This window comes from Blastomonas sp. SL216 (genome assembly GCA_026625625.1).
Taxonomy (GTDB): domain Bacteria; phylum Pseudomonadota; class Alphaproteobacteria; order Sphingomonadales; family Sphingomonadaceae; genus Blastomonas.
In genome coordinates this window covers 2359259-2372684 of sequence record CP113055.1, presented here as the reverse complement: position 1 = coordinate 2372684, position 13426 = coordinate 2359259, and the positions used below count along the sequence as shown (strand labels likewise).

General features: G+C 65.4%; 11 protein-coding genes. 6 read left to right on the top strand and 5 right to left on the bottom strand.

Annotation, left to right across the window (positions count from 1 at the left end; translation table 11 throughout):
• Nucleotides 1–2: 2 nt before the first annotated feature.
• The gene (locus OU999_11165) at nucleotides 3–869 is read right to left on the bottom strand and encodes an isocitrate lyase/PEP mutase family protein (GenBank protein ID WAC22320.1); all 867 of its coding nucleotides are present in this window, start codon (nucleotides 867–869) and stop codon (nucleotides 3–5) included.
• A 319-nt stretch (nucleotides 870–1188) separates the two neighbouring features.
• Here OU999_11165 and OU999_11160 point away from each other — a divergent pair, with 319 nt between their 5' ends.
• Both OU999_11160 and OU999_11155 read left to right on the top strand, forming a co-directional pair.
• A complete protein-coding gene (locus tag OU999_11160) occupies nucleotides 1189–3789 on the top strand; it encodes a TonB-dependent receptor (protein ID WAC22319.1) in 2601 nt (866 codons plus the stop codon).
• Between the two features lie 70 nt (nucleotides 3790–3859).
• On the top strand, nucleotides 3860–4708 hold the full coding sequence (locus OU999_11155; protein ID WAC22318.1) for a DUF1838 family protein: 849 nt from the start codon (nucleotides 3860–3862) through the stop codon (nucleotides 4706–4708).
• A 7-nt stretch (nucleotides 4709–4715) separates the two neighbouring features.
• On the opposite strand, the gene OU999_11150 is transcribed toward OU999_11155, so the two are convergent.
• On the bottom strand, nucleotides 4716–5819 hold the full coding sequence (locus OU999_11150) for a DUF3089 domain-containing protein (GenBank protein ID WAC22317.1): 1104 nt from the start codon (nucleotides 5817–5819) through the stop codon (nucleotides 4716–4718).
• Between the two features lie 142 nt (nucleotides 5820–5961).
• Here OU999_11150 and OU999_11145 point away from each other — a divergent pair, with 142 nt between their 5' ends.
• Nucleotides 5962–6846, top strand: a complete 885-nt coding sequence (locus OU999_11145; protein WAC22316.1) for an alpha/beta hydrolase — start codon at nucleotides 5962–5964, stop codon at nucleotides 6844–6846.
• Here the strand turns inward: OU999_11145 and OU999_11140 are convergent.
• Together OU999_11140 and OU999_11135 are read right to left on the bottom strand one after the other, a co-directional pair.
• Nucleotides 6843–7205: a hypothetical protein gene (locus OU999_11140; GenBank protein WAC22315.1), complete on the bottom strand. Its 363-nt coding sequence runs from the start codon at nucleotides 7203–7205 to the stop codon at nucleotides 6843–6845. The genes OU999_11145 and OU999_11140 overlap by 4 nt on opposite strands.
• A gap of 16 nt (nucleotides 7206–7221) precedes the next feature.
• Nucleotides 7222–8445: a class I SAM-dependent methyltransferase gene (locus tag OU999_11135; protein WAC22314.1), complete on the bottom strand. Its 1224-nt coding sequence runs from the start codon at nucleotides 8443–8445 to the stop codon at nucleotides 7222–7224.
• A 186-nt stretch (nucleotides 8446–8631) separates the two neighbouring features.
• On the opposite strand from OU999_11135, the gene OU999_11130 reads away from it, so the two are divergent.
• From OU999_11130 to OU999_11120, 3 genes are all read left to right on the top strand, one after another.
• On the top strand, nucleotides 8632–9657 hold the full coding sequence (locus tag OU999_11130) for a DUF1838 family protein (protein ID WAC22313.1): 1026 nt from the start codon (nucleotides 8632–8634) through the stop codon (nucleotides 9655–9657).
• Entirely contained in the window at nucleotides 9654–11015 is a 1362-nt protein-coding gene (locus OU999_11125) for an MFS transporter (protein WAC22312.1), read from the top strand. Before OU999_11130 ends, OU999_11125 begins: the two co-directional genes overlap by 4 nt.
• Nucleotides 11016–11114: 99 nt before the next feature.
• Nucleotides 11115–11912: a helix-turn-helix domain-containing protein gene (locus tag OU999_11120; GenBank protein WAC22311.1), complete on the top strand. Its 798-nt coding sequence runs from the start codon at nucleotides 11115–11117 to the stop codon at nucleotides 11910–11912.
• Here OU999_11120 and OU999_11115 read toward each other — a convergent pair.
• Nucleotides 11909–13423, bottom strand: a complete 1515-nt coding sequence (locus tag OU999_11115) for an aldehyde dehydrogenase family protein (protein ID WAC22310.1) — start codon at nucleotides 13421–13423, stop codon at nucleotides 11909–11911. The two genes, OU999_11120 and OU999_11115, sit on opposite strands and share 4 nt — an antisense overlap.
• Nucleotides 13424–13426 lie beyond the last annotated feature (3 nt).

Genomic DNA, 13426 nt, shown 5'->3' with positions numbered 1-13426 from the left:
GATCAGCCTTGCGCCTTGCCCCATTGCTTTTCGAACGCCCACACATCCTCGAACCCGATCAGCGAGCAGAATTCGGTGAAGCTGAACAGGCCGTCGGGCTGGCCGATGCCCTTGGTCTTCAGATCGACCAGCGCCTTTTCCATCGCGGCGGCGGCGGCAAGTGAGGTCAGCGAGGGGTAGATCGCATAGGCATAGCCGATTTGGGCCAGCACATCGGCAACCGGCACCGGGCTGGAGCCGCCATTCGACATGTTCGCCATCAATGGCACATCGAACCGGGCACAAGCGCGCGCCATCTCCTCCTCGCTTTCCAGCGCTTCGGGGAACAGCACGTCGGCGCCCGCCTTGGCATAGGCCTCGATCCGCCGCATCGCGCCGTCAAAGCCCTCGCTCTGCCGGGCGTCGGTGCGCGCGATGATCAGGAAATTCTCCTTGTCCTCGCGCGCGGCGCTGGCGACCTTGATCTTCTCGACCATCTCCTCGACCGGAATGACCCGGCGATAGGGGGTGTGGCCGCATTTCTTGGGAAATTCCTGATCCTCGATCTGGATCGCGGTGACGCCCGCGGCCTCATAGCCGCGCACGGTGTGGTGGACGTTGAGCAGCCCGCCATAGCCGGTATCGCCATCGGCAATGACGGCCGCGTTGCTGGTTTTCACCAGAGTCGCCATGCGGTCGCGCATCTCGGTATAGGTGGCGATGCCCGCATCGGGCAGGCCATAGGCGGATGCGGTGAGCCAATAGCCGGTGCCATAGACCAGATCGAACCCGACCTTGTTGGCGATCACCGCCGCGATCATGTCCTGGACGCCGGGGACGACGAAAAACCGTCCGGAATCGAGTTTCTTGCGCAAAATCGGGTTGGCCATGCGATTGAGTCCTTTGTCTCCATTGGGGAGGGGCGGCCGATGCCGCTGGCGGCTCCGCTGCACCTTCTGGCTGCGTCCGTCTATCCGCCATGCGGTCTTCCGGCAGCAGGAAGCGGCGGCTAATGACCGACAGGCGGATAGATGGCCGACGCGGATTTGCATGAAGCGAGGGGTTCATGCGCTCATCTGCCCTGTCAGGAGCAAGCCTGTCCGGACAATGAGACAGGCGGCATGTTCGATCCGGGCGTCGTGGCGCGGCGCATAACGGAGCAGAAGGGAAAAGTCACCAGGCCAGGTGTCCATTTGGGGGATTGAGATCATGAAAGTTTTGAGCGCATCGGGCCTGGCCCGTTCGGTACTTCTCTCCGGCGTCGCCTTGGGCGGCATCGCCATCGCGGCCCCCGCCAGCGCGCAGGACGCGGCGGCGGCAGAAGATGAAGGCAACCGGTCCGAGATCGTGGTGACGGCGCGCAAGCGCGACGAGGACGTCCAGAGCGTGCCGATCGTCATCAACGCATTTTCGGCCGAGGACCTGGCCGAGCGCAACATCCAGACGCTGGCCGATCTGGGCAATTCGACGCCCGGCATCGTGATGAACAATATCGCGGGCGGCAATACGCAGACGATCTATATCCGCGGTCTCGCCCCCGGCAACACCGCCAACGACCTGAACGTCGAGGCCAATGTCGGCGTGTTCATCGACGGTATCTACCAGACCAGCCGCAACACCATCGACATCATCTCGGTGCTCGATGTCGGCCAGATCGAAATCGCCAAGGGCCCGCAGAGCGCGCTGTTCGGCCGATCGACCTTTGCCGGCGCGATGGCGATCAGCACCGGCAAGCCCAGCCGCGATCTCTCCGGCAGCCTGCAGGTCACCGCCGGGGTCGACGAGGACTATCGTATTCGCGGCGCGCTGTCGGTGCCGATCAGCGACACGCTGCGCGCACGCGTGGCGGGTGGCTATGTCACCTATGACGGCTTTGGCACCAATGCCGGAGCCCGCGGCGACAATCTGGGCGGGTTCGAGAAATACGCCATTTCCGGCGCGCTCGAATTCGAACCGAGCGAGCATTTCCGCGCGCTGCTGTCCGGCTTTGTCACGCATTCGGAGGCTGAAGTGTCGCCGGTTTACGGCCTGCCCGTCCGCAGCCTCAATTGCGGCAACGTCAATGCCGCAACCGGCATTCCGCTGCTGTTCTGCGGCGAGCTTCAGCCGCAAAAGGTGAGCGATGTCTCTCCGCTGCTCAAGGATACCGTCGCCAAGAACAAGCAGGTCTCGCTGACGCTGGAAGGCCGGATCAAGGGCGTCAAGGCGACCAGCGTGACCGGTTTCACCTGGGCCGACAATCGCGGCACCAGCGATTACGACCTGACCTCGGGCGGCACCCAGTTCGGCGTCTGCACGCTGGGCAATGCCACCAACCCCAGCTGCGGCACCAATTTCGCCAATGCGCCCTATACCCGGCTGACGCGCGTCAACCTGTCGATCGGCACGGTCGAGCGGGTGCGGACCTTCAGCCAGGAAATCCGGATCCAGTCGGACAATGAATCGCCGTTCCAGTGGATCCTGGGCGGCTATTATTTCAACTCGCGCATCCCGCTCGCCGCAGGCGGCCTTGGTGCCGATGGGGCCGGCCTGGCCGCCAACGAGCGGCTGGTGCAGGTCAACCAGCTTGCCACGCCGGCGGCGACCGGCGTCGGCCCGTATGACTTTACCGCCAACATCTTCCTGGTGCCCGACAGCAACCTCGGCCAGGTCTTTGGCAACTATTCGCGGGCCAGCACCAAGACCTTCTCGATCTTCGGTGCTGTCGGCTATGAACTCGGCGACTTCCGCTTCAATGCCGAAGCGCGCTACAATTCGGACGTGAAGCAGGCGCAGGTCTTCTCGATTTCCAACCCGACCTCCGCGCCGCGCATTAACCAGCTGATCAACGGCACGACCATCCCGGCGGCGGGCACCTTCCCGGTGATCGGCCCGATCTTCAAGCGCACCTTCAACAGCTTCACCCCGCGCTTCACGCTCGATTACCGTCCGACCGAGGACATCCTGCTCTATGCCTCGGCGGCCAAGGGCGTGCGTTCGGGCGGCTTCAACACCGCCAACCCGGTCAGCGCGACCGGCATCCTGGCGAGCGAAGTGCCTTATGAGGAAGAAACCAACTGGACCTACGAGGCCGGCTTCAAGAGCCGCCTGTTCGACCGCCGGGTGACGATCAACGGTTCGTTCTTCTATGTTGACTGGAAGGATGCGCAGATTTCGGCATTCACCCAGAACCCGACCGCGGTGAACCCGGTGCGCATCGTGCAGAATGCTGGCGCCCTGCGCGCCAAGGGTGTCGAAATACAGGCCGACTGGGACATCACGGACATGTTCTCGATCGGCGGCAGCTTCATCTATTCCGATCCCAAGTTCCGCCCCGGCGCCTATGATGGATCGCAGATTCCGCAGTGCCGCACCGGTACCACGGCTGCGACCTTCGGCAGTGCGCCCGGCTGTCCGGCAATCATCGCGGTGCCCACCGCCAATGGCGGCACCCAGTTCGTCCCGACGCTGGAAGGCCTGCGCCCGCAGCGCTCGGTCAAGACGCAGTGGAACCTGCATGCTGTTGCCAACGTGCCCTTGTCGGATGACTGGGCTTTCAAGGGCCGGGTCGATGTCAACTACAGCGGCCCTGCGTTCAACAACCTGATCAACACGATCAGCTTTGGCGAGCGCACCCTGGTCAACGCCCGGATCGGCATCGAAAGCGACCGCTACAGCTTCTCGCTCTGGGCCAACAACCTGCTCGACGAGACCTATGTGCAGAACGCGATCAACCAGCCGCGCGCCGGTTTCCCGTCGGCCTTCTCGATCCCGGAAGCCTATCTGGGTGAGCGTCGCCGCTTTGGTGTCACGGCGGGCGTGAAGTTCTGATACCCCTGGGGCACAGGTCCGCGCCGGATCTGTGCCCCTTTTGATTTGGCCGCATGAAGGACCGCCAGCCATGATCCGCCGCCGTGAAGCCCTTGCCGGAATGCTTGCAACCGGCGCTGCCCTCTCGGCTCCGGCACGGCTGCTCGCCGCTCCATCGGGACCGGCGCTTGACGTGACCAGCCCCGAAGGCCGCCAGCGTACCTTCATGATGATGCGCTGCGCACTCGACGAGGATCTGATCACCAACTGGGTGCAGGCCAGCTATTTCGGCGTGGTCGAGGACCAGATGACGCCGCTGTTCGGAGTCTCCTCCGCCGTGTTCTCGCGCACCCGGCGGCTGGACGATGGCTCCTATCGCTCGGTCAGCTTCGAGCTTGCCTGGTTCACCGATCCGGCGACCGGCAAGGCGATGGATACGTTCCGCAACCCCTATACCAATCAGGACTGCACGGTGCCTAGCGGCGGCTTCCAGCCCTCGGCCTCGATCTTCGGGCGGGACCTGTCCTTCCATCTCCCCAAACCCATTCCCGGCCTTACCATCGAACATGATGTGCTGCCCTTTGTCGTGCGCGGCGACGATGTCTGGGTGAGCGAACAGATGCGCTCTGCCGCGATGTTCCCGGGCGCGAGCAAGCCCTTCCGCTATTCGGACAACACCGTGCTGCACGCGCGCAAGGGCGATCTGATGAAGCCCGGCGCAACGCGGGTCACCTCGGACGTCAGCTATACCAATGTCGTGTCCTGGCGGCCGTGGCTGGGCATGGGCGACCGGCCCGGCCACCTCACCGCCAGCGGCATCGGCCGCCAGAATGCGCATCCGGATTCGCTGCCGCCGGCCTGGCTGGAGGCGACCGCCGCGCGCAAGCCCGAGGTGCTGAAGGACCCGGCGGCCATCCTGGCACCGCTCTGGGACGCCTAAGCCCGATCTAGCGGCGCATCGCCTTGATGCGCCGGGCGACATTGGCCTGGATGTCGGCATAGAACAGCCCGTATTCGTGATAGTGCAGACTGCCGCCGGGCAGCGGTTTCAGTTCCAGCGCGGGGTCGGCATCGACCACCAGAAAGCCGCTGTCGCATTTTGCGGCGACCTTGCCTGCGACCAGCGCGCGCACCGGGCCCATGCCGGGATCGCCCGGCGCTGCACCCTTCGATGCGGTGCGTGGCGCGTTGGGCCTGGACATCGCAAAGGTCAGCGGATTGACGCAGAGCGACTGCTTGCCCTCCTCGGTGCCATAGACATGCGCGAAGCGGGCGCCCGCAAAGCCGCCGAGCAGCTTGAGATCGGCCTCGGGCGTCACTGCATTCCAGGCGAGCACGCAGCCGGTGCGCACCGGCGTATCGCAGGGCTTCAATGTGCGGTATCGGCGGCCGAAAGTGCCGACCGAAAAGTCGATGCCGATGGCATAGGCGGCGACCATGCGCTTTTGCAGCGGGGTGCCGTCGATCCGGTCGGCGAGCAGCCGCATCAGCATCTCGCCGCCCTGGCTGTGCCCGGCCAGGATGAACGGGCGGCCCTGGTTGCGGCTCGCCTGCCACTGGTCGAAGGCGCGCAGCACGTCGGAATAGGCGAGCGCATAGGCCTTGCCGCCATCGCCTTCCATGAACCGGTCGCGCGTCGCCAGGAACGAGGCCTGGCGATAGCGCGGGGCGAAGATGTTGCAGCAGGCGTTGAACACCGCCGCCTGGCGCGCGATGACGCTGGCATCGGTCCAGTCGTTCAACCGCTGGTCCGCAGGGTCGGCATTCCAGCGGTCGGGCGTGCGGAAGGTGGTGGGGTGGACGTAGAACACATCGACGCCGTGCACCTTGCTGTCGGCCTTGCGCCCTTGCGGCACCGTATCGGCCGGGCCGGGCACGCCGGGCAGCGCAGCCCAGGCGCTGTCCGCAGCATAATCGGGGGCTGGCGCAGGGGTCTGGCTATCGAACGCGGGCGGCGGCGGAGGTGGCGTGGCAACCTGCACCCCCTGTGCGAGCGCCGTCGTCGCGGCCAGCAAGGCCCAGGCGGTGATTGCGGTTGCTGTCCTGGCCATGGCGTTCATCCCGTTCTTTCCGTTCGCGCTGCATGCTTGCCGAATATCGCGCGCCATGCCAGCCTGTGCCGACTTTATCCGCCTGGCGGAGGGTGTCCGCCTGTATCTGGCCGGGCAGCAGGGGCGATGATGAGATGAGCGCATGACGTACGGCCCGACCCGACGCAGCCTGATCGGCTCTGCCCTTGCTCTGGGCGCGCTTGCGCGCTGGCCGGTGGCGGCAAGCGTGCCGGTCGCCAAGGTGCTGGACATCGCCTTGCCGAGCGGGCGCATCTGCCGCACCTGGCTCTACGAACCCCAGGGCAGGGCGATGGGCAGCATCTTTTTCGGCCATGGCGCGGCCTCTGCCCCCTGGAAATACGAGGCGCTGTTCGGCCCCTGGATGCGCGCCGGATACCGGGTGCTCGCGCCGCTGCATGTCGATTCCACCGACCACCCCGACCGCGCCAGCTTTGCCGGGCTGGCGGGCTGGGCTGCGCGGATCGAGGATATGCGCGGCGTCACCGCGACGATCGCGCACCGGCATTATGTCGCCGCCGGGCACAGCTATGGCGCGATGGCGGCACTGGCGCTGGGTGGGGCAAAGCCGCTGCTGCCCGAGGGCGTGGCCGGGCCGGTGGCCGATCCGCGCGCCAGCATGGTGCTCGCCTTCTCGCCGCCCGGGGCGATGCCGCCACTGATCGATGCTGCGGGCTATGCGGGGCTTGCCGTGCCAGCGCTGATCCAGACCGGCACGGCGGACATTCCGCCGGGTGCGCCGGGCTGGGAGGGGCATCTGCTCGCCTATGAGGCGGCGGCGACAGGGGGTGACCGGTTCGCGCTGGTGCTCGACGGGGTCGATCATTATTTCGGCGGCGCAATCTGCCGCCCGGAACTGCCGGGGCCAAAGCAGCTCTCGCAGCTCGATCGCGCCGCTTCGCTGTCGGTGCAGATGCTCAAGGGCTGGGGACAGGGGAGCGCGGCGGCGCGCAAGTCTGTCATCGCGAGCGTCGGCACGCGGCCCGGCGAACGGCTGATGCGGCGTTAGTTGACCGCGATATCCGCAATCGTCGCACGATAGCCCTCGTCGCTTTCCTGCGCCGCGGCTTCGTTCGCCTCCTTGCGCGCCAGATAGAACAATCGGTCGAGAAAGTCCTGCCGATAGGCCTCGCGCGCCTGCAGCGCCTCGTCGTCGAGTGTCAGCGCATCGATGCCTTCGGCCAGATTGATGCCGTGCAGCTTGGCAACCCGCTCCTGCGCGTCCATGCGGTCGCGCAGCATGCAGACTTCACCTGCCAGCACCATCACCATCGACATCAGCTGGTCGATGCCCGGTTCGGCATGGAATTGCGGGCGCTTGCCCTTGGCGTCCTTGATGACATGCGGGCGATCGGCAGCTTCGGTCATGGCTCTGTTCCTTGTCTCAGGCAGCTTGCGCGAGATCGACGGGCTTTTGCGCGATCAGCACTTCCCAGCCGCCACCCGGGGCATATTCGCCCGCGGTGAATTCGCGATCGGCCACGCTTTCGGTCGCGTCTGCGGCATAGCCTGCGCCCATGAATTCCATGATCGCCATCGGCGCGGTGGTGAAGCGCGCTTCGCCCTTGGGAAAACCGGCGGCCTCGGACAGCGCGATCTGGTCCATGTCGCGCATCGCGCCCCAGAACGGCTCGTTATTGTACCAGGTCTCGTTGTCGAGGATGAACTGGGTGAACGGGTCCATCAGGTCGAACGGTGGCAGATCGGCATGGATCATCAGCCCGCCGGGCGAGAGCAGCCGATAGGCCTCCTTGAAGATGCGCGGCATCGCCTTGCCGCTGGTCTCGTGCAGCAGGATATGGCTGACGACAAGGTCGAAATGACCGTCGGGAAAGCTGGTCTCTTCCGCGTTCATCTGCGCGAAATTGACGTCGTGCCCCAGGGCGGCTGCGCGGGCATGCGCATAACGGATGCAAGGGGCCCCGACATCGATGCCCCAAACTTCGGCCTCCGGGAAATATTCCTTGTAGGGCAAGGTCGAGTGGCCGACAGTGCAGCCCATGTCGAGGATGCGGCGCGGTTTGAACTCGGGCATGTTGCGCTGGATGTAGTTGCACACCGAACGGCCCATGTCGTCGTTATGCGGTCCGCCATAGCCCATCGAATAGAGGAACACGCCGCGATCGTAGAGCACGCCGACCGAGACGTCGTCTTCGCAGACCTCGCTGGCATAGCCGCCGGGCATGCAATGGATGTCGAGCGCGGTGACATAGCGCGGGGGCACGAAGCCCTCCGGGATCACCAGCTGCGCCTTGCTCGCGGCGCTCAGCGCCTTGGCCTTCTCGATCAGCTCGGGCAGCTCGCGTTCGACCGACAGGTTGGTCGATTCCCACAGCAGCTCCTGCGCGATGCGGTTGATGCTGGCATAGAGCTGGAAATAAGGATCACTGACCATCGCCTTGCGGATATCGCGGCGATCGGCAGGCGCGCGGCCCTCTTCGCGCTCGAACGCCCTGGCGGCGCGGGTCTGGTAAACCGGGGCGAGGCCGGGGAGCAGGCCCGACTGGATGAAGCCCTTGAGGCTCTTGGCAAATTCCTGGCGCGATGCCTCGTCATGCGTGGGCCTGGGCAGCATCTCGTGGTGCGCCTGCTGGAAGCAATTGAGCATAAGGCATCTCCGAATAGCGGGCAGATCGGCTGACCGGCGCAGGCAGCTTCGCCGATTGTGCCCTGGCAAGGCAAGCGCGCCAGGCACGGAATATCCGGCACGTGGATAGTTGTGCACAAGTTCTGCGGAGGCTGGCGTGTTTGCCATCAATCTGTTGCAATGACGCGGCGCCAACAGGAGGACGTGATGGCACAGCAGGGATCGACGATTTTCAAGCGGCTGGCGCTGGCCATGGCGGCGGGCGGGCTGATGATGGCGGGCACGGCCATGGCCAAGAGCCCGAAAGTGCCTTCCTTCGTCAGCAAGATCGACCTCAAGAACCCTGTCTGGAACCGCGATACCTATGCTAGGATCGATGGTGAGCTGGATGTGTCCAAGCAGAAGGTCAGCCGCATCACGGGCACAGTCTATGGCGTGCGCGACAATGAAAAGGTGAAGCCGCTGTTCAAGATCGACGGCTTTTCGGTCGTCCGCACGCTGCGCCTGCCCGATGGCAACTGGCGGCGCGTGCTGAAGGAAGTGGTGTTCTACCGCGACCTTGAGACCGGCAAGATCATGGACAGCTGGAAAAACCCCTATACCGGCGAGACGGTGAAGGTGGTTCCGATCGCCAACGATCCGTTCAACTATGACATTCGCGATACCAAGCCGCAGCCGCCCAGCTATGGCGGGCTGAACAAGGATACCCGCCCGCCCGAGCCGTTCCTGCTCAACTGGAGCGATGGCCCCGGCAACACGCTGATCCTGGAGACGGGTATCGACCTGTTCTACCCCGCCTCGCTGCAGCCCAGGGAGTGGCCGCGCGAATCGGCTGGCGCCTTCAACCGCGTGTCCGAACATTTCCTGTTCTTCGTCAACAAGGCGGATATCCAGAACACCAGGCTGACCGCCATTCCGGTCACCGGCAGCTGGTCGCGCATCACCCCGTGGCTGCCCTGGATGCTGATGGGTGAGGCCCCCGGCTTCATCAACTATTTCGCCTCGTTCGGCACGATGACCAATGGCATCAAGGACCTGCCTGCCGATCTGGTCGAGGCAGCGCGCAAGATCGATCCGGGCTATCTGACCGCACCGACTGAAGACTACGGCCCGTCGCTGTCCAGCCTTGAAAACTACAAGCAGACGCAGAAGCCCGCGCCGGTACCGCCGGGCTGGACACCGCCCCAGCCGCCTGCAGCGCCCGTGCTGCCGCCGATGCCGCCGCGTCCGTGAGCGAGGCGGCAGCAGCGCTGGCGGCGACTGTGCCGCCCGAGCGGGTCCGGCTGACGCTGGGCGGTCAGGTCGGCTATGGCGTCGGGCAGATTGCGGGGCAGATCTTCCGCGACATCCCCTCGCTGCTGCTGCTGTTCTTCCTCACCAATGTTGCCGGCATGGATGTCGCGCTCGCTGGCGCGGCGATCTTCCTGCCCAAGCTGGTGTTCGGCGTGGGCAGCGACTTTGCCGTCGGCATGCTGTCCGACCGGCTGAAGGGACGGGTGCCGCGCCGTTACTGGCTGCTGGTCGGCGCGGTACTCGCACCGGTGGCGCTCAACCTGCTGTTCCGCGTGCCCGATGGCGACAATGCGCTGCGCGTTGCCTGGGTCATCATGACCTTCAGCCTGTACATGATGGTCTTTGCGACCTTCTCGGTCCCCTATCTCGCCATTGCCAGCGAACTAGCCAGCAACGAGCGCCAGCGTACCGTGCTGATGGCCTGGCGGCTGGTGTTCACCGCGATCGGCGTGCTGACCGCAGGCGCGGTTGCCCCGGCGCTGGTCGAGCATTTCGGCGGCGGGCCGGGCGGGTACAAGCAGATGGCAATGGTGCTGTCGGTCATCGCCTCAGCCTCGCTGCTGCTCGCGTTCTTCGGCATCGGGCGCAAGGCTGATGGGGTCCAGGGCGTGTCTGCCACGCCGCCGCTGCGCTTCGGGGCGATGGCCGGACTGTTCGCGCAGCGCCGCTTTGCCAGCCTGTTTGCCGCCAATTTCCTGCAGCTGACCGGCAGCGGCATGGGCTATGCGACCATGCTCTATTTCCTCACCTATCAGTCGGGCCGCACCGACGCGTTGCAGGTCATCGGCGTGATCATCCTCAGCGCATGCGCCGGGATCATCGCTGCGCAGCCGATGTGGGTCTGGGCCGCCGGGCGTTTCGGCAAGCCTGCTGCCTTTATCGCGGGCTCTGTGGTCTATTCGCTCAGCTACATGGTCTGGCTGGCGCTGGCGGACCAGCCGATCTGGGTCGCTTATGTCCTCGCCTTCACCGCCGCCATCGGCAATTCGGGCTGGACGGTGATCGGCTTTTCGATGCTGGCGGATATCGCCGCCGATGATGCCGACCATTCGGGGCTCTACTCCGCAGCCTGGATCGCGGCGGACAAGATCGCCTTTGCGCTCGGCGGAACGCTGCTGACCGGCCTTGTGCTCTCCGCCTTCGGCTTTGATGCCGCGCGCGCGGTCGCGGGCCTGCCGCAGAGCGAAAGCGCGGTGCTGGGCGTCGGGCTGGCGTTCGGGTTGATCCCGCCGCTGCTGACGCTCACCGGTGCCGCGATCATCGGCATCTGGAGCCGCAAATATCCGCCTGTCGGATAAAACTGGAAAGTCTGCCACCATCCGGATAGTTTGACGCAGCATTCCCGTGCCGCCGGACCCGCCATGGGGCGGCGCAGCAGCGATAAGGGGGCTGTGGCCATGAAGGGTGTTCCGATCCAGTCGTTCAGCCGTGCGATTGCGGCGCTGAAGGCGATCAACCGCAACCGGTCGATGACGATGATGGAAATCTCGCGCGCCGCAAATGTGCCCTATCCCACGGCGCACCGTATCGTGCAGACCTTGCTGTATGAGGGCCTGATCGAGCAGGAACCGGCGCGCAAGCGCTATCGCCCGACGCTGCTGGTGCAGAGCCTGTCGAGCGGATACCAGCAGGATGGGGTGCTGGTCGAAGCCGCGCGGCCGCATATCGTTGCGTTGACCCGCAAGATCGGCTGGCCGGTGTCGATCGCCATCCGCGTGGGCAAGAACATGATGCTGCGCGATTCCACCCACGCGAACACCTCGCTCACCTTCGCGCAATATTATCCGGGTTTCACGCTGCCGTTGCTCGACAGCGCTTCGGGCAAGCTCTCGATGGCCTATGCCGATGACGAGGAGCGCGCGCAGATCCTCAAATGGATGCGCGCCGACCAGGATATCGACCCCAATTATCTCGCGGCGGCGGAACTGGCGCTGAATGCCGAGGGCATCCGGGCGCGCGGCTATGCGGTGCAGGGGCGCAACTATTTCAACCACACGCCGGGCAAGACCTCGTCGATCGCGGTGCCGATCTTCAAGCAGGGCCGGTTCGAGGCGGCGATGACCCTTGTCTTCTTCGCCTCGGCGCTGAAGCTTGAGAACGCGCTGGAAAGCTATCTGCCCGAGCTGCTCGCCACCGCCAAGGCGATCGGCGAGGCGCTGGACCGGGCGTCATCGGACACCGTCGCTGCGGCCTAGAGCCGGGCGGTGACGGCCTTGGTTTCCAGATAATTGTCCAGGCTCTCGCGCCCGAATTCGCGGCCCCAGCCCGACTGGCCATAGCCGCCGAACGGAATGTTGTGCGCCACCGCGCCATGGCAGTTGATCGAGACATGGCCCGAGCGGATGCGCGCGGCGATCTTGTGCGCGGCAGATAGCGAGGTCGTCCACACGCTGCCCGACAGCCCATAAGGCGAGTTGTTCGCCATCCGTGCGATCTCGTCCGGGTCGAGCGTGTCGAAGCTCTGCACCGCCATGACGGGACCGAAAATCTCGTCAGCGACGATCCCCATGTCAGGGGTGGTCGCGGTGAATATGGTTGGCGCGATGAAATTGCCGGGTCGGTCCAGCCGCTGCCCGCCGGTGCGCAGTGTCGCACCCTCGCTCAGGCCGCGCGCGATATAACCCATCACCTTGGCGGCATGCGCCTGCGAGACCATCGGCCCGATCATGCAGCCGGGAGCCAGGCCATGATCGACGACCAGGCCTTGCGAAAAGGCGACCAGCCCTTCGATCAGTTCCTGATAGATATCGGCATGCGCAAAGATGCGCGTGCCCGCCATGCAGTTCTGCCCGCCGAGGAAATAGGTCGCCATTGCGACACCGGGAATGGCGATCGACAGGTCCGCATCGGGCATCACCACGACGGGCGACTTGCCGCCCAGTTCCAGCGTCACCTTCTTGAGGTTGCCGAGCGCCGCCTCGACGATCCGCCGTCCGGTCGCGGTCGATCCGGTGAACGCCACCTTGTCGATCCCCGGATGCCCGGCCAGCGCCGCGCCGACGCTGCCACCGGTGCCGTTGACGATGTTCACGACGCCCGCGGGAAAGCCTGCCTCTGCCACCAGATCGGCCAGGGCGAGGGCGGTGAGCGGTGTCTCTTCGCTGGGCTTGACGATATTGGTGCACCCGGCAGCCAGCGCGGGGGCGAGCTTCAGGATCGCCATCGACAGCGGCACGTTCCAGGGGATGATATGCGCGGCGACCCCGACCGGTTCGCGCAGCGTATAGGTCAGCGCCTCGGCCTCCATGCTGACATGCGCGGGCGGGGTGGTCGTGGTGCCCTCGATGATCCCGGCCAGCCCTGCATAATAATGCAGCATCTCGACGCAGTTGCTCACCGTCAGGCTGGCGATGAACATCGGCATGCCGCTGTCGATCACCTCGAGTTCGGCGAGCATCTGTGCGTCGCGCTGCATCAGATCGGCGAGCCTGCGCAGCAGTGCAGCGCGATAGGCGGGCTGCGACCGCGCCCAGCCGCCATCGAAGGCATTGCGCGCCGCGACGACCGCTGCGTTGACATCAGCGGCCTCGCCCACGGCAAAGCGCGCCACCACCAGGCCTGTCGCCGGATCGCGCGTCTCCATCCAGCCATCGCCGCTGGCATCGCACCAGGCGCCGTTGATGAACAGCCGGTGCGGGCGCGCGAGAAAGGCGCGCGTGGCGTCGCAAACCGGGTGGCCGTCAAACGGCAGGGGAAGGGTCGTCATGTG